The 18032-nt window shown below is 41.6% G+C and carries 22 protein-coding genes and 1 pseudogene; 12 read left to right on the top strand and 11 right to left on the bottom strand.

Features of this window, described 5'->3' with window-relative positions; translation table 11 throughout:
• Together AC1DRQ_RS11915 and AC1DRQ_RS11910 are read right to left on the bottom strand one after the other, a co-directional pair.
• Window positions 1–980: epoxide hydrolase family protein (locus AC1DRQ_RS11915; protein ID WP_477424607.1), on the bottom strand; the 980-nt coding region annotated here is incomplete at its 3' end.
• A gap of 68 nt (window positions 981–1048) precedes the next feature.
• Entirely contained in the window at window positions 1049–1906 is an 858-nt protein-coding gene (locus tag AC1DRQ_RS11910) for an SDR family NAD(P)-dependent oxidoreductase (RefSeq protein WP_477424605.1), read from the bottom strand.
• Between the two features lie 220 nt (window positions 1907–2126).
• Between AC1DRQ_RS11910 and AC1DRQ_RS11905 the strand changes: the two genes are divergently transcribed.
• Both AC1DRQ_RS11905 and AC1DRQ_RS11900 read left to right on the top strand, forming a co-directional pair.
• Window positions 2127–3161, top strand: a complete 1035-nt coding sequence (locus AC1DRQ_RS11905) for an SDR family oxidoreductase (protein ID WP_477424603.1) — start codon at window positions 2127–2129, stop codon at window positions 3159–3161.
• A gap of 49 nt (window positions 3162–3210) precedes the next feature.
• On the top strand, window positions 3211–4011 hold the full coding sequence (locus AC1DRQ_RS11900; protein ID WP_477424601.1) for a helix-turn-helix domain-containing protein: 801 nt from the start codon (window positions 3211–3213) through the stop codon (window positions 4009–4011).
• Between the two features lie 51 nt (window positions 4012–4062).
• Here AC1DRQ_RS11900 and AC1DRQ_RS11895 read toward each other — a convergent pair whose 3' ends face one another.
• Window positions 4063–4455 (bottom strand): hypothetical protein, encoded by a 393-nt coding sequence (locus tag AC1DRQ_RS11895; protein WP_477424599.1) that lies wholly within the window; start codon window positions 4453–4455, stop codon window positions 4063–4065.
• A gap of 161 nt (window positions 4456–4616) precedes the next feature.
• Window positions 4617–5195, bottom strand: coding sequence for a Crp/Fnr family transcriptional regulator (locus AC1DRQ_RS11890; RefSeq protein ID WP_477424597.1), 579 nt, complete (start codon window positions 5193–5195; stop codon window positions 4617–4619).
• A 216-nt stretch (window positions 5196–5411) separates the two neighbouring features.
• Here AC1DRQ_RS11890 and AC1DRQ_RS11885 point away from each other — a divergent pair, with 216 nt between their 5' ends.
• The 6 genes from AC1DRQ_RS11885 (at window position 5412) to AC1DRQ_RS11860 (ending at window position 10266) form a co-directional block, all read left to right on the top strand.
• Window positions 5412–5816 carry a nuclear transport factor 2 family protein gene (locus AC1DRQ_RS11885; protein ID WP_477424595.1) on the top strand — a complete coding sequence of 135 codons (405 nt, stop codon included), beginning with the start codon at window positions 5412–5414 and terminating at the stop codon, window positions 5814–5816.
• Window positions 5817–5913: 97 nt separating this feature from the next.
• The gene (locus AC1DRQ_RS11880) at window positions 5914–6900 is read left to right on the top strand and encodes a hypothetical protein (RefSeq protein WP_477424593.1); all 987 of its coding nucleotides are present in this window, start codon (window positions 5914–5916) and stop codon (window positions 6898–6900) included.
• A 179-nt stretch (window positions 6901–7079) separates the two neighbouring features.
• Window positions 7080–8009 (top strand): heme-binding domain-containing protein, encoded by a 930-nt coding sequence (locus AC1DRQ_RS11875; RefSeq protein ID WP_477424591.1) that lies wholly within the window; start codon window positions 7080–7082, stop codon window positions 8007–8009.
• A gap of 1 nt (window position 8010) precedes the next feature.
• Entirely contained in the window at window positions 8011–8481 is a 471-nt protein-coding gene (locus tag AC1DRQ_RS11870; RefSeq protein ID WP_477424589.1) for a hypothetical protein, read from the top strand.
• Complete coding sequence (locus AC1DRQ_RS11865) at window positions 8478–9521, top strand: sensor histidine kinase (RefSeq protein WP_477424587.1); 1044 nt, start codon at window positions 8478–8480, stop codon at window positions 9519–9521. Before AC1DRQ_RS11870 ends, AC1DRQ_RS11865 begins: the two co-directional genes overlap by 4 nt.
• Window positions 9502–10266, top strand: a complete 765-nt coding sequence (locus tag AC1DRQ_RS11860; RefSeq protein WP_477424585.1) for a LytR/AlgR family response regulator transcription factor — start codon at window positions 9502–9504, stop codon at window positions 10264–10266. Before AC1DRQ_RS11865 ends, AC1DRQ_RS11860 begins: the two co-directional genes overlap by 20 nt.
• Window positions 10267–10396: 130 nt before the next feature.
• Here AC1DRQ_RS11860 and AC1DRQ_RS11855 read toward each other — a convergent pair.
• The 3 genes and pseudogenes from AC1DRQ_RS11855 to AC1DRQ_RS11845 form a co-directional block, all read right to left on the bottom strand.
• Window positions 10397–10723 (bottom strand): annotated as a pseudogene (locus AC1DRQ_RS11855) (ketopantoate reductase C-terminal domain-containing protein); the annotation flags it as partial.
• Window positions 10695–10952 carry a ketopantoate reductase family protein gene (locus AC1DRQ_RS11850; protein ID WP_477424610.1) on the bottom strand — a complete coding sequence of 86 codons (258 nt, stop codon included), beginning with the start codon at window positions 10950–10952 and terminating at the stop codon, window positions 10695–10697. The gene AC1DRQ_RS11850 and the pseudogene AC1DRQ_RS11855, both read right to left, overlap by 29 nt.
• 237 nt (window positions 10953–11189) lie before the next feature.
• On the bottom strand, window positions 11190–12083 hold the full coding sequence (locus tag AC1DRQ_RS11845; protein WP_477424583.1) for a LysR substrate-binding domain-containing protein: 894 nt from the start codon (window positions 12081–12083) through the stop codon (window positions 11190–11192).
• Between the two features lie 111 nt (window positions 12084–12194).
• On the opposite strand from AC1DRQ_RS11845, the gene AC1DRQ_RS11840 reads away from it, so the two are divergent.
• Both AC1DRQ_RS11840 and AC1DRQ_RS11835 read left to right on the top strand, forming a co-directional pair.
• The gene (locus tag AC1DRQ_RS11840) at window positions 12195–12746 is read left to right on the top strand and encodes a hypothetical protein (protein ID WP_477424581.1); all 552 of its coding nucleotides are present in this window, start codon (window positions 12195–12197) and stop codon (window positions 12744–12746) included.
• Window positions 12747–12759: 13 nt separating this feature from the next.
• Window positions 12760–13752 carry an NADP-dependent oxidoreductase gene (locus AC1DRQ_RS11835; RefSeq protein ID WP_477424579.1) on the top strand — a complete coding sequence of 331 codons (993 nt, stop codon included), beginning with the start codon at window positions 12760–12762 and terminating at the stop codon, window positions 13750–13752.
• Between the two features lie 313 nt (window positions 13753–14065).
• Here AC1DRQ_RS11835 and AC1DRQ_RS11830 read toward each other — a convergent pair whose 3' ends face one another.
• Window positions 14066–14482, bottom strand: a complete 417-nt coding sequence (locus AC1DRQ_RS11830; RefSeq protein ID WP_477424577.1) for a winged helix-turn-helix transcriptional regulator — start codon at window positions 14480–14482, stop codon at window positions 14066–14068.
• Window positions 14483–14613: 131 nt separating this feature from the next.
• Here AC1DRQ_RS11830 and AC1DRQ_RS11825 point away from each other — a divergent pair, with 131 nt between their 5' ends.
• The gene (locus tag AC1DRQ_RS11825; protein WP_477424575.1) at window positions 14614–15408 is read left to right on the top strand and encodes an SDR family oxidoreductase; all 795 of its coding nucleotides are present in this window, start codon (window positions 14614–14616) and stop codon (window positions 15406–15408) included.
• Between the two features lie 13 nt (window positions 15409–15421).
• Window positions 15422–15745: a nuclear transport factor 2 family protein gene (locus AC1DRQ_RS11820; protein WP_477424573.1), complete on the top strand. Its 324-nt coding sequence runs from the start codon at window positions 15422–15424 to the stop codon at window positions 15743–15745.
• A 368-nt stretch (window positions 15746–16113) separates the two neighbouring features.
• Here the strand turns inward: AC1DRQ_RS11820 and AC1DRQ_RS11815 are convergent, their stop codons facing one another.
• From AC1DRQ_RS11815 to AC1DRQ_RS11805, 3 genes are all read right to left on the bottom strand, one after another.
• Window positions 16114–16356 carry a hypothetical protein gene (locus AC1DRQ_RS11815; RefSeq protein WP_477424571.1) on the bottom strand — a complete coding sequence of 81 codons (243 nt, stop codon included), beginning with the start codon at window positions 16354–16356 and terminating at the stop codon, window positions 16114–16116.
• Window positions 16357–16551: 195 nt separating this feature from the next.
• The gene (locus AC1DRQ_RS11810) at window positions 16552–16950 is read right to left on the bottom strand and encodes a hypothetical protein (protein ID WP_477424569.1); all 399 of its coding nucleotides are present in this window, start codon (window positions 16948–16950) and stop codon (window positions 16552–16554) included.
• A 6-nt stretch (window positions 16951–16956) separates the two neighbouring features.
• Window positions 16957–17970, bottom strand: coding sequence for a hypothetical protein (locus AC1DRQ_RS11805; protein WP_477424567.1), 1014 nt, complete (start codon window positions 17968–17970; stop codon window positions 16957–16959).
• Window positions 17971–18032 lie beyond the last annotated feature (62 nt).

Here is an 18032-nt window from a genome sequence, read left to right as displayed (position 1 = left end):
ATATAAAGCATGATATCAGTTAACAGGCGATCTTTTGATATCACCGCATCCAGATCACCTTTGTTATCCGACCAGGTCCAGAATTTTTCAGCGATCCATGCCGCTGTTCCCAGCGGACTATCGTTGAGCGCTACTGCCGGCATCATCGGTTTACGGGCTTGCATTCGCCAATAGTCCATGCTTGCCGTTCTGAAATCGTCACCTGCTTTGAAGTAATCCTTTTCCTCTGCTGTTTGTTCCTTTTCCGGAACAGGTACACCCGGGAAAAAATTAAGATGGATAGCTTTTACATTTTCCGGGTAATTGTACCCCAGCAAAATCGTAGCGCCTGCTCCCCAGTCACCGCCCTGGGCGTAATAGTTTTTGTACCCGATCACTTCGGTTACCAGTTTATTCCATAAACGGGCGGTCGTAATGCCGTTAATTGGTTTACTCGGCATGGAAGAAAATCCGAAGCCAGGCAACGCAGGGATGATCAGTGTAAATGCGTCCTCCGCTTTACCGCCATATTTGGAAGGATGGGTAAGCGGGCCGATGACGTCAAAGAATTCAAAGGTGGAACCCGGCCAGCCGTGTGTGATGACCAGAGGCAATGGGTTCTTGCCTTCACCTTTGATATAATAGAACTGAATATCCATGTCTTCGACATGCGCTTTATATAGCGGGTAGCTGTTCAGCAGTTTTTCCTGCTTGCGCCAGTCATACTGCTTGATCCAGTAGTCCTGGAGCCCGGCAAGCCATTTCATATCCATACCGGTTTCCCAGTTGGATTCCGCACCTTCTGAGGCAGGCATTTGTTTAGGTATCCGTGCATTTTTAACCCGCTCCATAACAGAATCCAGCCTGGCCTGGGAAACTTTAATTTGAAAAGGTTTAACTAATTCAGGCCGGGCAAAATCAGCCTTGATGATTACATTTTGGGCTGATGAAACAGCCGCTGAAGAATTTAGTATCATGGTTAATAAAAGGAGCTTTTTCATAATGATTTTTTTTTGAGGTAGATAAATAAGCGTTCCGGGATCGAATTACCTCCGGACCGCCGGGTTGATCAGGCTGTGTATTTTGCCAACCATTTAGCCTTAGTAGCGGCTCTTGCGTCGATGAACTCCTGGTCAGTTCCCCCGGCAATAGCGTCCAGTGGGAAACGTAAGGGGCGGGTTCCGTCCTGCATGCTCACTAGTTTCAGGATCCCGTCTGCAATAGTTTGCGGATTCATGTTGTACTGTGCCATTTTACCGAAAAGCGCGGTACCGATGGCATTAAATTTCTCTGTCGCCGCGTCGCCGTAGGCAGCGGTAATCTCCGGTTTATCAGAATGCACGCCGGCCTTTGATCCGTTGGTCATTTCGGTCGGATAAACACCCGGCTGAATAGTTACGTTCTCTATGTTATATTCAGCCAATTCATCCTGCAAGCCTTCCGAGATGGTTTCGACTCCGAATTTAGATGCAAGATAAGGAACCATGAATGGCAGCGTATGGCCGCTTGCGCCGGAAGTAATGTTGATGATCAGGCCTTTCTGAGCCCGGCGCATGGCGGGCAGCACTTCCTGGTAAGTCCTGATGACGCCATAGAAATTAACCTCGAACATTTGTTTGATCTGATCGATGCTGTAAGCTTCCAAAAGGCCGAATCCTGTTACTGCTGCATTATTGATCAGCACTTCTACACGTCCGTATTTAGCCAGCACGCCGGTGAAGGCGTTTTTTACCGAATCGTCGTTGGTTACATCGATCTCAACCACATCTACCTTAGGTAATGCGGATAGTTCTTTTGCAGCATCTGCATTTTTGCCGGCGATATCACGCATGCCCGCAATTACGGTATAACCTGCTTTTGATAAAGTAATGGTGGTTAATTTGCCAAAACCTGTACTTGTTCCTGTAATGAAAATTATCTTTTCCATGATCTTATTTTATTTGTTTTTGATTACTCAAAATTGGGCATAGCCGGGTAGTATCACATTGATGTATGATAAAAAGGAGCATTGATATATGTCAATTAGAAATGCGTGGCAAAGCAAATCGAGCTTCACGTATGAACGCCACAACAAATAAAGAATGAACCCCACAACAAAATTCAATAAGGAAATAAGCCGGAGATTTGCCGTATTAATTAGAAAAGCGATGAACACTATAAAAAATGAAACCGTATTGGTTACCGGAGGATCCGGCTTCGTGGGTAGTTACTGCATTATACAATTACTAAAGGAAGGATATGCGGTCAGAACGACGATCCGGTCATTAGATAAAGTAAACGATTTAAAAGCAATGCTTTTATCTGGGAAGGCCGACAATATGCAAAATCTGACCTTTATAGCAGCTAACCTAACAAGCGATGAAGGCTGGGATCAGGCTGTGCAAGGGTGTGATTACGTTCTTCATGTGGCTTCCCCATTTCCGGCCGGAGAGCCTAAAGACGAGAATGAGATCATTATACCGGCAAGGGACGGCGCTTTAAGAGTTTTACACGCAGCGCAAGCTGCAAAGGTCAAACGTGTAGTATTAACGTCTTCGTTTGCTGCTATTGGCTATACCATTAATCCTAAGAACCATGTTTTTACAGAGGCCGACTGGACGGACTCCAATGCAAAATTACCGGCCTACATCAAATCCAAGACGATCGCAGAACGTGCTGCATGGGATTTTATGGAAAACAACGCTGGTGCTATGGAATTGGTTGTCATTAATCCCGTTGGAATATTCGGACCGGTTTTAGGAAAAACTTTTAGCAGTTCGATCGGCATGATCGTACAGTTACTTTCAGGAAAGATGCCCGGAACACCACAACTATCTTTCGGCATCGTTGATGTCCGTGATGTAGCCGATATCCATATCAAAGCAATGAAAAATCCGGCAGCCAGCGGCCAGCGGTTCCTGGCAACTTCAGACGGAATAATTTCATTTCCGGGAATTGCCAAATTTTTAAAGGCTGACGGTAATTTACCTGTCGACAAAGTGCCGTCTAAAGTTCTGCCGAACTGGCTGGTAAAGGTGACTTCCTGGTTTAAGCCGGAATTGAAACCTATTGTCCCGCAGTTGGGTGTGGTGAAAACGCTGTCAAACGCAAAAGCTCAATCTGTTCTGAACTGGAGTCCGCGACCCAAAGAAACGACCATTAAAGAGACGGCAGAAAGCCTGGTCAAATTTAAGATCGTATAAGTTCCCTTTATTATAGGCTTTTAACATTTGATTTGCGAAATTTGATCATATGATACCTGCGCATGAAAATCCTCAAATACTGATTTCCTGTTACTACAAGAAATCTGTAAATGGCGAGGATATCGTTAACCGGCATGCTTTTGCGTATCAGATCACCGGAAGCCTGACTGTTCAGGACGGACGCGAGAAAGTGATCTTTCAGCCGGGAGACTTTCGCTTCAATGTACGGAACAGGTTGGCCAAGTTTGTGAAACAACCTGGTGAAAGTGATCCTTTTAAATCACTTTCACTGCAATTTGACGAAGAAACGCTGCGGGAGTTTGCCGATGAGCACCACCTGGTCGCTGAAGCAACATCTTATGTTCCACCCTCGTTCCAACTTAAAAAGCACCCGCTTCTTCAGAATTTTGTAGATTCACTGCAGCAGTCGCTTCCTTACTTCAGTGACGGAAATAACGACCTGATGAAAATAAAGTTAAAAGAGGCTTTGATTGTTCTGCTTAAAGTGCAGCCTGAATTAAAAGATATACTTTTCAACTTTCAAACTCCTGGCAAGATTAACCTCAAGGCTTTTATGGAGCGGAATTTCCGCTTTAATTTAAGCCTGGCGCGGTTTGCCTATCTAACAGGCCGGAGCATTTCTACCTTCAAACGTGATTTTTTAGGGGAGTTTTCAATGACACCGGCAAAATGGCTGCAGCAGAAACGGTTAGACGAAGCTTATTATTTGCTGAAAGAGGAAAAGTTTAAAACCACCGATGTCTATGCGGAAGTGGGATTTGAAGACCTGTCTCATTTTTCATTTGTGTTCAAGAAACATTTTGGGATCAATCCCTCCAATGTTTCCTGATTGCCTGAACGGCAAAAAGCCTCCGAACAGGAAGCTGTTTTGATACTTGGTTCACCTTTCGTTTCCTGGGTTCAGATCCTGGTACAAACCAATTACAGTTTCATTGCTCAACAGCAAATGACAATAAATAAATGCATTACATACTGTTTCGATGTTACCCAAAAGTTCAGCTCCCGCATTTTGCATCAATGATACCATTTCGTCCAGGTGGTCAACTTTAAAGCCTACAACCACATTCGTGTTTTTAAACAGATATTCCGGATAGCAGGCCCCGGGTCCGTAAAAATCCATTATTGTTCCATCCTCCATGCTATAAACTGTCAATCCTGGCTGAACCGGAATTTTCTTCAGTTTAAGCCCTTCGGATAACAATATTTTAAACAGGTCACCATCGGCGGTACCCGTTTTAACCGAGATCCGGGTTATCGTTTTTGTCTTTTTCATATTCAATTTCTTTTAAACCGGGATTGGCCGGCCACAGCAATATGATTGCAARGGGCCTTTTCCGGCAAACAAAATTGAAAGATCGAAACCAGTTAAAAATTGATTTAAAATAAAATAGCACTTGATAAAAGTCAAGTGCTATCAATATTGCGGAAGGTAAATTAGCGTTTAACGATCTGTTTTCTGACCCGGCTTAACGTCTCTGCGGTAATGCCTAAATAAGAGGCAATCATGCTCTGCGGAACGCGCATAGTGAGATGGGGGAATTTTTCCAGAAAACTTAAATATTTATCTTCAGCACTGAGGCTGATAAAGGTATGGATCCTGTTTTGAGCAACGAGGAAGCTTTTTTGTAATATGGCGTTGATCATGTTGTTAAATGCGGGCACCTCGATACATAGCCGGTCAAACTTTTCCTTGCTGATCAAGGCTACTTCTGAATCTTCTATAGCATCAATATTATAGATTGACGGCTGCCCCGTTTGGATGCTTTCCCGGTCGCCGATCCACCAATTCTCTATAGCAAAATTTAAAATGTGTTCAACCCCCTTTTCATCAACCGTGTAGGTACGTAAGCATCCTTTGGTGACAAATGAGTGGTTTTTGACAACATCTCCTTCCTGGCTGAGATACTGTCTTTTTCTGACTTTTTTTATAACTGCCGACGCCGCAACTGTTTCCAGTTCCTCGGCAGTATAGTTGCCTTTTCCTTGTAAATAAGTTTTGAATACCTCGATCACTATTTGTTTTTATCCGTGAGTAAACGATTAAAGATAATGAAGAAATCTTATTATAAAAAGAATTGTGATGCAGGAATAGCACTTACCTGCATAAGTCATTTGTAAACAATTGATATAAATCAATCTTATTTCTTACGATAGGTCAATGGGGGCGGCCTGTGAACAAGCCATCTTTGTATTGTTAAAACAACATAAAACATTTAAAAAAATAAAGACATGAAAACTGCAAAAGAATTATTGTTGGACTATCTGGAAAACGTAGGTAACCCTGATTTTCAGATCGAATTATTTGCTGACGATGCGGTATTTGAGCTGCCATACCTTGCCAGCCTGGGCATACCGGCCCGTTGGGAAGGCCGTGAAGTACTATATAACTTCTTAGGTAACCTGCCAAAGACATTCCCCGGGTTTAAATTCAAGAACGTTCAGATCCATATTGATACACCTAATCAGGCTTTTGGAGAATATGAGGCAAATGCTGTTATCGCGTCAAATGGCAAAGATTACGCTCAGCACTACATGGGCCGTGTGGTTGCTGAAAACGGTAAGATCAAATTGATCCGGGAAGCTTTGAATATGGTACCGGTCGTTAGGGATATTAAAGGAATCGCTATTAACTAAACAATAATAAAGCCTCCTGCACCAGTCGGGAAATAAACCATTTGTGCAGGAGGCTTTTGTTATCAAACGTTTTAAAATTATTTTAATCTTTATCGTAATGAAAATACGTCGTGTACTTAATTTATGCTTCCTGAATATCTTGTGTTTTTTTATTTCCCTGAATAGTTTTGCTCAGCGTAATAAAAAAGAAGGCACTTCAATGACTTTACTCGAAGTCCAGAAAAAGTATGATCTCGATCCTTCCCGTCCTTTGTTAAAGCGTATTTCCAGGACACCAGATAATGTTATTAAAATGTTCCGGGATGCAGGCATGTCTCCCACCGAGCACCAACTGACCAAAGAAGAAGAAACCATTGTTGCTTCTGCAATTTCGGTGCTTCCACCGTTGCATCAGCGGGTTTTGAAACAACATTTAAAAAGTATCAGCTTTTTAGATAATATGCCTAATACGGCGCTGACCTCAACGATCACCAAAGATGAAAGTGTCAATCTTTACCATATAACTTTCCGGGCTGGTATACTACATCAAAACATAACCGAATGGGTGAATGAAAAAGAGGCCACCTGTTTCTCTGGAGGCGACTCAACAATTTCAGTTTCGATCAAGGCCGGCCTGTTAAAAGCATTGACCTATGTTTTGCTTCACGAAGGAACACACGTAGTAGACGGTTCAATGCATCTGATTTCAGCCGACTCGGTATCCGGTAAACCACATATGAATGATTTTACAAGGGAGTTTTCAAAAGGAATATGGAGCGACATCAATACACTTAAATGGCCAGTAAAAGATTCCTTAGTTTTTAAAAGTCGGTTTCGGCGAGGTGGTCGCCAGTTTCTCAATACAGAAGCTTCAATGGTTTATGCAGGACTTGTAAAAACACCCTTTGTGTCGTTATATAGTACAGCAAGCTGGCATGAAGACTTAGCGGAACTCCTGACTATATACCATCTGACTAAGATTTATAAACAACCATTTCGCATTATCATAAAACGACCCGGAAAAGTACAGGTATTTGAGCCGATGAAATCAGGATTCGTTCAGGCTCGACTTGAACTATTACGCCGATTTTATGCAAAAGCTTAAACCTGGTATAAAAGCCGTGACCTCAGTTCCCGGCTTTTATTAGTATAACGGTTTTAACAAAAGATAAGTTATTATTCAAACGCCCAACGGCCAATTTCAGCAACCAATTTGCCGCTTACAGGGCTTTTAGATTGCCAAACCGAGATTTGTTGAATTTATTTGTACCAGAAATCATAATCATGAAAAAGTATTTTCTTCCGGCTGTATCGATGATCGTCGTTTTATTGGTCAGTCTTCAATTTTTCCGTCCACGACTTGACAACCCACCAGTCACAAAGGACTTTCAGGCTCCAAAGGATGTTAAAAATATTTTAGTGAGAGCTTGTTATGACTGCCATTCCAATGAAACTAACCTGCGATGGTATGATCAGGTACAGCCTGTTTACTGGCAGGTGGCAGCCCATGTTCGTGACGGCAGAAAAGGACTCAACTTTTCCAATTGGGATAAGCTGGCACCCGCGGATCGAAAAGCAAAACTTTGGGAGGCTGTCAATCAGATCGAGCAGGGAGCCATGCCGGTTAAAAGTTATCAGGTCGTTCATACTAACGCCAGGGTTTCTGTACAGGATCTCGTTGTCCTTAAAAAATACCTGACCAGCATGATACACGATCTGCCGGGGGACACCGCCAAAATAAACGCCTTTGAACATCAGCGAAAAACTGTAGTATCTGTCGACCGTCAAAAACTACCCCAAACGTTAAACGACATCACCTACATTCCCGATTACAAAAACTGGCAGGTCATCAGCACATCGGACCGTTTTGATAACGGCACCATGCGCGTGATATATGGAAATGATATCGCGGTCAATGCTGTCCAAACTCATCATAACAATCCCTGGCCCAACGGAACTATTTTTGCAAAAGCTGCGTGGGATAAACTGGAGGATAAAAACGGAAATGTAACGACCGGGGCTTTTAAACAGGTTGAATACATGATCAAAAATGCTGAAAAATACCGATCAACGAACGGCTGGGGCTTTGCCCGGTTCAAAACAGCCCAATTAACGCCATATGGTAAAACAGCGATGTTTACGACAGAATGTATGAACTGTCATAAGCCGATGAAAGACAATGATTATGTATTTACCTTTCCAATCAAGAATTAAAATGAAATTAATATTCTATATCATCGCAGCAGGTTCATTATTTATAGCCGGCTGCAAAGGAGCCACGGATCCAGATCGTCTCATTAACAGCAAAGCATCTCTTCCTTCAACTTTCAGGTTGTCAGAACTGCATCAAAAGGTAATTACTTCCCTGATAAATAAAAAGGCGGGCACCGTGAGCATCCTCTACGGGGATGAGCATTTTAAAAATGCTACGCAGAAATCAAATTTAAATGTGCCAGGTAATTCCTTTACATTAGTGACATGGGAACAGCAGGATGACGCCCATTGGTTTGGCGCACGAATACCAGGTGAGTTGGTTTCCGCAGAAACGGTCAATATAGGAAATCATACTAACTTTGTAACTTATCAAAAGTTTACGGGCAAAAACCTCCTGTTATCAGCCGATACTACAGGACAAAATGAACGCATACATTTTATATTGTCGCAAAAGCCATCCATCATCCCATGATCTTTGAAAAATACATACATAAAGAAACTGCCAGGGTTTTCCAGGTATCACAGAAAGTGATCTGGGCATCTGCTGTCTTTATGGGTATTTTAGCATCAGTTCCCAAAATATTACAGCTGAAGATCAGTTTTGCTGAAGTTGTCATCGACTGTTTTATAGCGTTTACCTATTCGCTGTTTGTCTGGTTTTACAACTTATATACGCTACCAAAATTCTCAAACAAGGCCTTAACGACCAGGTTTTTTGGGCTCAGGCTGATCAAAAGCCTTTCATTGGGCATATTTGTTATGGGAATATTGGTAGTTTGCGGTCAACTTTTCTTTAACGATAAGCTTATTGGTACTATGATACTGATGTACCAGTTCCGGGGCATCCTGATCAATCTGACTATCTACATGTTTTTATACCTGCTTTTTCAGAGTTACGCTAACCAGGTTATCGGTATGGATCTCGAACGGACAAAAGCGGATTATCTAAGCGCAAAATACGAGGTATTAAAACAGCAGGTCAATCCGCATTTTCTATTTAACAGCCTGAACACCTTGAAATCAATGGTCGATTTCGGTGATGCAAGTGCGGCTGATTTTATTGTTAAATTGTCTGACTTTTACCGCTATACACTGGAAAGCAGGCAAAAGGATTCGGTATTGATGCAGAAGGAACTCGAAAATCTGAATGCTTATTATTTTCTGGTCAGGTCGCGGTTTGAAGAAGGCATTGATCTCCAGATCCAGCTTTCGCCGGAGCACCTAAGCGCAATAACCCCTCCATTTACATTGCAGCTTTTGGTGGAAAACGCGATCAAGCATAATATTATCTCCCTTGATCAGCCTTTAAATATTTCGATCTATTCGGATGGAAAATATATTAAAGTTAAAAATAATGTACAGCTAAAAAATCATCCTGAACCATCGAACATGATCGGTCTAGAAAATATCGGTCAGCGATATTTGCACCTGATGGGACAGCAGATTATTATCGAATCAAATCACCAATTTTTCACCGTAGCGCTTCCGGCCAATGCAGATATTAGTAATTGAAGATGAATTAAAAACTGCCAGGGCGCTAATCAAAATGATCTCCCAGATCCGTCCGGACAGCCGTGTAGACGGCCCCCTGCAGAAAGTATCAACATCAGTAGAGTACCTGTCGGCTCATCCCGCACCCGACCTGATCTTAATGGACATCCAGCTGGCTGACGGCATATCCTTTGAAATATTTCAAAAGGTTAAAGTGGACTCACCGGTTATTTTTTGTACCGCATATGACGAATACGCCCTCGATGCTTTTAAGGCCAACGGGATCGATTATATCTTAAAACCGTTTACTGAAGATGCTTTCAGAAGGGCCTTCGATAAAATGGACCGTTTCATAGGTCAAAGAACCGGTGACATTTCTCCTGCGCTGATCGCTCAAATTCTAAAACTTCAACATCAGGACACCGGTAAATCAAGCTTCCTGGTTTACAAGCACGGGAAATATTTAAACATAGCTACAGATGACATCGCTTATTTTTTTGCCCATAACGAACAAATAACAATAGTGACCTTCGATAACGAAACATTCCATATCAATCAGTCTTTGGAGCAAATAACTGCTCAACTGTCCCCGTTAAATTTCTTTAAATTAAACAGGCAGTACCTGATCAGCTTTAAAGCGATTAAAGAGGTGGAGCAATACTTTGCCCGAAAGCTTTTGGTCAAATTGGTTATACCTTCGGACGAGAAATTACTGGTTGGAAAAGATAAAGCTACTTCATTTCTGGCCTGGCTGGACAATCGATAGGATGTAATTAATGAATGCGTTATCGGTATTCCTGTTCTGTATTGATAAAAATACTGCCGTACAATCGTGTTAATCTTTCCGACTTTTGCGCTGACTGACATCCATGATAAGCAATATGCCGGCAGCATATCTATCTGAAGTGTTTTGCAATTTTTTCATAATGCGGAATTTGGATATTGTACCGGGCCGCCAGTCGTACTATATCATGAATAATCTCATTGCGCTCATCTGGTTTATTCTGCTGTAAATCTTTTTGAAAGGAAGCAGTGAAGTCAGCAGAAAGATCGTCCAGGATTTGAAGATTCTCCTTGAAAAACTTGTCGGTTAGGCCAAAGTTTGCAGCGTCTGATATTTGCTTTAACTCTTTAAGTAAGCTAATGAAATGGTTGCGGTAAGTTTCATCTGACTGTAAAGATGACGCTTTTATGTTATGATAGGCTGCACAGGACGCAAAAGCTGAAGTAAAGGTTAATTATCTGTACAATGCTGCTCAAATGATAAGCCTTCACACAAACAAAAATTACATCAAATTTTTGATTTTCCAGCGCATCTTCACCAATAGCTTTAATGTTGGTTAGATCAACAGGTTCTTCGCCGTAAGTTTTGATGGTAAGGCCCTTTTGCTGAATAACTCTGAGGTGCTCACCACGCGCTACGATCGTTACATCGAACTTTTTTTGCCAAATAGCCCCTTATAAGGCCACCGGTATGGTATCAAATATGAATTAAATTTCAAGACAAGCTTTCAATAAAAGAATTAATCAAAAATAAAGGTAATCACACTATAAATGACGCATTATTGTTTGATGGTGGTTCGTTATAATAGTAGATTAGTAAATTAAGAAAAGCCTGTTGACATAAGTACAACAGGCTTTTCATTGCTAATATTGGGGGTTGTACAACAATTAATCTCATCAGTTGAGCTAAGATTCTAACAGTTGGTCCTTTGAATGGCTCGCTAAGGACTCAGCCATTATCGTCGCTGATCTCTTGCAATAGCTGCCTGTAGGCCAGGTTATAGTGGCTAGCCGGGTCATGCCATCTCCAGTAATTTTCACTGCTTTTAAATCAGGATGATTGAATATTGAGGAGCCCATCAGAACAGTTGCCCACTGGCCGCTATCTACTAATTGCAGAAGCATATTGATATCATTAATCTCCATTTGAATAATAGGTTCTAAGTTGTGGCGTGACAGTAAAAGATTTAGATAATTGCGGATGCTAAATCCCCCCGATGGTAATATCAGTGGCAACTTATCTAATTGTTTAATGCCGATCTGTTTTTTTGCCGCCAATGGATGACTGGAGTGCACAATCAACGCAAGGCAGGAAGAAAACAAACGCTGGGTTTTATAGCTGCCGCTTTTTTCTTCTTGTGAGAAGGAAAGCATCAAATCTATACGGCTTTGATCCAGTTTTTCCAGTAATTCCTGGGTTGTACCAAATACGATATCCAGGTAGATTTTTGGGCATTTTTGCGAAAAGTCAATGATGGCTTTAGTAAGTAATGCGGTTAGCCCATAGGTTACACCAATAGTTAGTGTCCCGGTATTAAGGTTCATCAGATCCTTCAACATGTCTTTCCCGTCGCTGGCGTCCTTAACGGTTTTAATTGCATAAGGCAGAAATGTTTTTCCTGCCTCTGTTAACCGTACTCGCTTTGCGATCCGGTCAAACAAGGGTATACCAAGCTCATCTTCCAGTTGTTTGATCTGCTGTGATAGCGTGCTTTGGGTAATAAATAAAGCACCGGACGCTTCAGTAAAATTTTGTAGTTCAGCAGCCTTGATGAAATATTTAAGTTGGCGAAGTTCCATTTTTAAAAGTAGTAATATAATCGGTTTTACCAATCAACTATATCGAAAATAAGAGTTTAGACGATTAATATTTAAGTAGGACCTTTGATTTATCAAACAAAACACAAAATCATGGAAATCCAACAAAACTCTGGAAATGCGCTTTCTCACTCAGTTGTTAAAGCCATCATTAATGCCCCAATAGAAAAAGTAAATATAGCCGACTGGCTGTTTAACCTGCCCGACGAAGAATATCAAAGATGCTCGACAGCTCATATTGCTGCCGGCTTTACCCGCACTTTGGATGGAGAACCAATGTCGATCAATGTTGAAACTATTGGCGGTGCGCTTATCATCCAGCATTATGTGGCTACAGAATACCGGGCAGATTATTGCCGGATGTTATCTGTATCTGATGCTATCTCAGCAAACGGCCGCAGTAAAGTTCAGGTATTATGGGAATTGAAGGTAACAAAGTTGGATGACAATACCTGCGAATATACCAACGAGATCCATGCAACAGCCACGCCGGAGTTCTTTGAGTTTATGAAATTGCACAATATTACATTAGCGCAGGCTGCTCATGACAGGCAGGTTGCTTCAGATGCTCATAACCACGAAGAAACACCGCTGTTTGCAAAAAGCATAGAAAAAAAGGCGCTTACAGGTAACTACGGAATTTAATTAGCATTCAAGTATGAAAAGCAGACTTATCAAGCTTGCGCGCATGCCGGAAGGTATGCCACAGATCATTGACTTCCACTTGGAAGAAGACGAACTGGGACCTATAAAAAATGGTGAGTTGTTATTAAAGCCATTATATTTTTCCGTTGATCCATACCTTCGAGCTGCTATGAGCGGGGGACATCCGCCCAATTTGAACGTGGGTGATATAGTTAAATCACGTGGTATTGCCGAGGTAATTACATCAACTCATCGGAATTTCGCGAAAGGGGATTTTGTAATGGGTTATATGGAATGGCGTGACCGACTTGTGGCTAGTGCAAATGAGCTCAACCGCCTTGAGGCTAGAGGATTGCCCTTAAGCGCATACCTGAGTGTATTAGGATCTACCGGGTTGTCAGCTTATTTCGCGCTTAACGAAATTGGAAAGCCTAAGAAAGGAGAAACGATGGTCGTTTCCGGAGCAGCTGGCGCGGTTGGGAGTATTGCCGGCCAAATCGGGAAAATTTTTGGTTGTAAAGTTATTGGTATTGCCGGCAACGATGAGAAAATAAAGTTGATTACTTCTGATTTTCGATTCGATGGGGCAATCAACTATAAAACCAGTAAGGATATTGGTGCTGCCATAAAGAACCTTTGCCCTGAAGGCGTTGATGTTTATTTCGATAACGTTGGCGGCGATGTATCAGACGCAGTGCTCAGCAGTATGAACAATTATGGGCGTGTAGTAGTTTGCGGAACAATCGCTGAATATAATGATAGTCAACCGGCAATGGGTCCAAGATTGCTGCCGCTTATCGTTTTTAAAAAATTATTATTACAGGGATTCCTCATTGGCGATTATAAAGACCGGTTTGAAGAGGGTAGAACTCAATTGCAACAATGGCTGGCTGACGATAAAATCCGTTATCAGGAAACAATTACAAAGGGCTTTGAGCAACTTCCCAATGCGTTTATTGGACTTTTTAATGGTGAAAATTTAGGTAAGATGTTAGTTGAACTATAACCATGATGCGCCAATCCTTTATATTGTTGAGCTGACCGGCCCGGGAAAGGCCAATTCAAACCGATGACAGTTATAGCAAACGATCGGATGACGTAGATATGGTGCACCGATATCCGGCTGCTACGTGGGATTGATCCAAAGAAAGCCATGTCCTGGGAAGAGGAGGTTCACCGATCACAACGAAAGGATATTCTTCTTCGGGTATTATAACGTTCCTGAGCATTACCACAACTATTTAAGTACACATGGCCAACTCAGCAAGAATCTGGATCATCAGTCGCTCTCTTGAGGCAAATCGTGAAAAACCAGGACGTCAGGCTAAGACGCGAATTTTTGCTCCTTCGGTATGTGCTTCTACAGGTTCAGTTGATGACAGTGCGGCTCGCTTTAGAATGACCCTGCAAAGCCGCTCCTGATGCTCATCACCCCAAATGCCAATGGAACTGATAAGCGGGATAAGCGTTTTGCCAAAATCGGTTAGCGTGTATTCTACCCGCGGTGGCATAACCGGATAGATCTTTTTAATGACCATTTCATGGTCTTCAAGTTCTTTCAGTTGCACATTGAGTACACGCCTGGTAACATCCGGGATCTTTCGCTGAAGTTCACTGGGCCTTAAGCTGCCTTCGTGAATGAACCAAAGGAGACGGATCTTCCATTTGCCATACAGTACTTCACCGACCAGGTCAAGTCCGCAATTTAAATAGGGAATAGTCTTTTTTATATACATAAATACAAATATACAACAGGCCTGGTAAGTGAGCAATACGGATAAATTTATCACTATCTGATTCGTAAGTCCGTAATTGTTTGATATATGTGTACTGCTGAAATTTGGACAAAAAAATAACAATAAACATCATGACACAACAGTTCAATTACAGTAATGAATTATCGGGCAAAATCGCCCTGGTAACAGGAGGTACAAAAGGCGCCGGAAAGGCGATCGCAGAAAGGCTCTTGCAAGCCGGTGCAACGGTAATTATAACTGCAAGGAATGCTCCCGAAGAAGAAAACAACAGCCTGCATTTTATCCCTTCGGATCTAAGCAAGGCTCAAGATGCGCAAAAAGTGATCAGCGAAGTTCTGTCAACCTATGGCAGGCTGGATATCCTGATCAACAACCTTGGTGCTTCATCAACACCTGCCGGTGGCTTTTCAGCATTGAATGATGAGGATTGGATATCAACCCTGCAAGCTAATTTACTTGCTCCTGTCAGGCTTGACAGGGGATTTTTACCGCAAATGATCGAGCGGAAAAGTGGTGTTATTATTCACATCGCCTCCATCCAGGGCATTTTGCCGCTATACGATTCTACATTGCCGTACGCAGCTTCAAAAGCAGGATTGATCAATTACAGTAAAAGCTTATCGAAAGAAGTTACGCCAAAAGGTGTCCGTGTGTTAGCGGTTTCTCCGGGTTGGATAAATACATCAGCATCGGTAGCCTTTTTGGGCGAGATCGCAAGAAATTCAAATAGCACTGTAGAAGAAGCTCAGCAAGGTGTGATGGATGCATTGGGCGGCATACCTTACGGCAGGCCCGCCGAACCGGAAGAAGTAGCCGAACTGGTTGGCTTCCTGGTTTCACCAAGAGCCAATTATTTAACAGGAACAAATTTCATTATTGACGGTGGAACAATACCAACAATTTAAATAAATTAAGATCATGGAATTACCACAAATAGTAGAGCGCTTCATAGAAACGCAGCAGATTTACGACAGCAAGGCATTCGTGAAATGTTTCACCGAAACCGGCATTGTTCACAACGAATGCAAGACCCACACCGGAAAAGACGAAATTCATCAGTGGATCGAACATGCAATGGAGGCGTATAAATCTCAGCTGGAACCGCTTAATTATCAACAAGCTGAGTCAAACGGTGTCCTGACAGCAAATGTTTCCGGCACATTTCCTGGCAGCCCTATCGTGTTGAAATTTCATTTTGGACTAAAGGACGGCCTAATCGATTCATTAAAAGTAACCGAATAATTTACTACTGTAAAGCATCACTGGTAAATATCATTAGAAAACCGCCTATTTTAGATACGGCGGTTTTCTATCACTAATTGGACTGCCCAAACAAATCGTTACAAACATTGATCGTTGTTAAAAACAGCATTTTTAACAACGATCTTAAAACTACGCTTGGTTCTTTTTGACAGCGATAACCTGAATGAGATCAATTCGGACAGGTTTAAAGCATGGACATTCCGGGGCCTTGACCACCTTGTTCCGAGAAATACAAACAGGCAGTTCCGTAACACTTTGATCATATTAATTCATTGACTGTTAATTGCGATTTCCCAAATTACAAACACAACTCAATGCTCTAAGGCGCACGGAATGGGATGGTCTAGCTACTCATAATATCCACCCTTGGATGAAATAATCACAGAGCAGGCATCTTTATCTAAAACCCCACCCACTTTTAAAACAATAATTGAATCGGTCACAACTTTACCGGATTGTATTTTGTCTTTCAGATAAACGAGCTTACCTACGTACGACTTTGCTTCACTTGCTTTGATGGTGGGAACAGTCTGTGAAAAAGCTGTTCGGCAAAAAAAAGATATTAAAGCGATTAATAAAATTTGTTTCATGGCTATTTAGGTTTGGTAAGCAGGGATTACTGATCAAACTATTTTACCAAGGAATGACGGATACATCATGTGACAATGACCAAAAATCTCAAAAAAGCCTGTTATAATAACGATAACAGGCTTTTAAGTAAAAAACGCTTAACGTAGCTGAAAACCGTAGTGTTTGAGGGGAGACCTCATCAATTAGGGTTAAAGCTATTTAGTTAGACTAAAATTATCTAATCCATATGATATAAGTAGAGGCGCATCTTCTGTTCCTAAAACGAGACCCTTAATCCAGACTTTATTTAATTGAAATGTGTGTATATACTTCTGTTCTAAAGGAACTTTAGAGGCATTGATATAGATAAATGTTAAACGAGGGGTATTTGTTTTCTTACCGACCTGACAAACAGCAACAGAGTCCTGATATATTTTCGCGCTATAAATACTATCATGTACGATAACGACCCTTCCAATATATTTATAGGCCTCTTTAGCATCAATTTTTAAGGCATTAGGATCATTTTGATAAAGTGTTGGCATTTTTGTCTGAGCGAACCCAATCTGACCAAGAAAACACAGGATTACGGCAATTAATGAAATATTTTTCATGACGGTTTAATGTTGATATGGGTTTGCTGGTGAAGGTGAGCTGCCATTGTCCATTCCTTGAGGAAAACCAAGATCTTTTAAAAATTGTGGTAATGTATTCGGGTCATTAGTTACAGATTTAGCACCTGTACCATCGTTATATGTTTTGTACTGACTTCCAAATGCAGATCCATCCAAGAAATTTTTGTCAAGAATAGCGTAATTAGCTGAAGAATAATCCCCGGTAAGATACTTTTCCCATGCATTGTTAAAATCTATTTGTTGTTGTGATGTGGGGGCTTTAACCTCTATTTGCCTTTCATAATCTAAATTAAAAGCGCCCTGCGTGTTCATTTCTTTAATAACCTCGGTACCGAACATATAAGCATCCAGTTCAAGATTAGAATGTAAAGGGGACTGCCCATTGATATTTTGATAATCGTGATATAATTCATGAGAAACCGTGTAAACGCTCGAAGCAATATCTGCTCCATTCAATAACCCTATTCCCATATCAATTTCTTTTGTTTTCGGGTTGTAACTTTCTGTACCATTAGCCGGCATTTTATCGGTGATGGTAGGGGCAAGTTCATTAGGGAATTGTTTATAATGAGCTTCAATACCGGCCAAAATTTTATCGCCAGTCGCGCCGCTGTCCATCTCTGTAAGTATCTTTTTAAAATTTTCTTTTTCAGCAGCAGCATATTGCGGATCTAGTGAATAACTAAATTTACCAGCCAAAAAATCTACTGTTTCGGGGTGAAGTGCTTGAATAGTCATTTGTCCGGATTGATTGCTTCCGTCATTACCACCCTGACTACCATCACCATTTGGGCCAGAGGTGTTAAATCCTGGGCTGGAATATTGATCTGGCGGGGTAATGGGTGTCCCGTAAATGGTCACTTCAGAAAGCACGTATCCACCACCATAATATCCCCCGCCATCATAATTACCCGAATAAATATCACCGCCTAAAGTTGACTCTTGTCGTTTTTGTTCCATCTCGGGGAACAATAAGGTTAATTCATCTAAATTTTTCATTGAAGGTTTGGTACTTAATTTAAATATTTAAAGTTATTATTGCTATGTATAATTTCGATCAC

This window comes from Mucilaginibacter sp. P4_E8, from assembly GCF_056401495.1.
This window is presented reverse-complemented; position numbering and strand designations above follow the sequence as displayed.

Bases quoted from the DNA above. Each gene is read 5' to 3' on its own strand.
- AC1DRQ_RS11895 (WP_477424599.1), bottom strand. From the start codon at position 4,455: ATGAAAAAGACAAAAACGATAACCCGGATCTCGGTTAAAACGGGTACC.
- AC1DRQ_RS11840 (WP_477424581.1), top strand. From the start codon at position 12,195: ATGGAAATCCAACAAAACTCTGGAAATGCGCTTTCTCACTCAGTTGTT.
- AC1DRQ_RS11875 (WP_477424591.1), top strand. From the start codon at position 7,080: ATGAAAAAGTATTTTCTTCCGGCTGTATCGATGATCGTCGTTTTATTG.
- AC1DRQ_RS11910 (WP_477424605.1), bottom strand. From the start codon at position 1,906: ATGGAAAAGATAATTTTCATTACAGGAACAAGTACAGGTTTTGGCAAA.
- AC1DRQ_RS11885 (WP_477424595.1), top strand. From the start codon at position 5,412: ATGAAAACTGCAAAAGAATTATTGTTGGACTATCTGGAAAACGTAGGT.
- AC1DRQ_RS11880 (WP_477424593.1), top strand. From the start codon at position 5,914: ATGAAAATACGTCGTGTACTTAATTTATGCTTCCTGAATATCTTGTGT.
- AC1DRQ_RS11835 (WP_477424579.1), top strand. From the start codon at position 12,760: ATGAAAAGCAGACTTATCAAGCTTGCGCGCATGCCGGAAGGTATGCCA.
- AC1DRQ_RS11900 (WP_477424601.1), top strand. From the start codon at position 3,211: ATGATACCTGCGCATGAAAATCCTCAAATACTGATTTCCTGTTACTAC.
- AC1DRQ_RS11865 (WP_477424587.1), top strand. From the start codon at position 8,478: ATGATCTTTGAAAAATACATACATAAAGAAACTGCCAGGGTTTTCCAG.
- AC1DRQ_RS11820 (WP_477424573.1), top strand. From the start codon at position 15,422: ATGGAATTACCACAAATAGTAGAGCGCTTCATAGAAACGCAGCAGATT.
- AC1DRQ_RS11805 (WP_477424567.1), bottom strand. From the start codon at position 17,970: ATGAAAAATTTAGATGAATTAACCTTATTGTTCCCCGAGATGGAACAA.
- AC1DRQ_RS11815 (WP_477424571.1), bottom strand. From the start codon at position 16,356: ATGAAACAAATTTTATTAATCGCTTTAATATCTTTTTTTTGCCGAACA.
- AC1DRQ_RS11845 (WP_477424583.1), bottom strand. From the start codon at position 12,083: ATGGAACTTCGCCAACTTAAATATTTCATCAAGGCTGCTGAACTACAA.
- AC1DRQ_RS11810 (WP_477424569.1), bottom strand. From the start codon at position 16,950: ATGAAAAATATTTCATTAATTGCCGTAATCCTGTGTTTTCTTGGTCAG.
- AC1DRQ_RS11825 (WP_477424575.1), top strand. From the start codon at position 14,614: ATGACACAACAGTTCAATTACAGTAATGAATTATCGGGCAAAATCGCC.
- AC1DRQ_RS11870 (WP_477424589.1), top strand. From the start codon at position 8,011: ATGAAATTAATATTCTATATCATCGCAGCAGGTTCATTATTTATAGCC.
- AC1DRQ_RS11860 (WP_477424585.1), top strand. From the start codon at position 9,502: ATGCAGATATTAGTAATTGAAGATGAATTAAAAACTGCCAGGGCGCTA.
- AC1DRQ_RS11905 (WP_477424603.1), top strand. From the start codon at position 2,127: ATGAACACTATAAAAAATGAAACCGTATTGGTTACCGGAGGATCCGGC.
- AC1DRQ_RS11830 (WP_477424577.1), bottom strand. From the start codon at position 14,482: ATGTATATAAAAAAGACTATTCCCTATTTAAATTGCGGACTTGACCTG.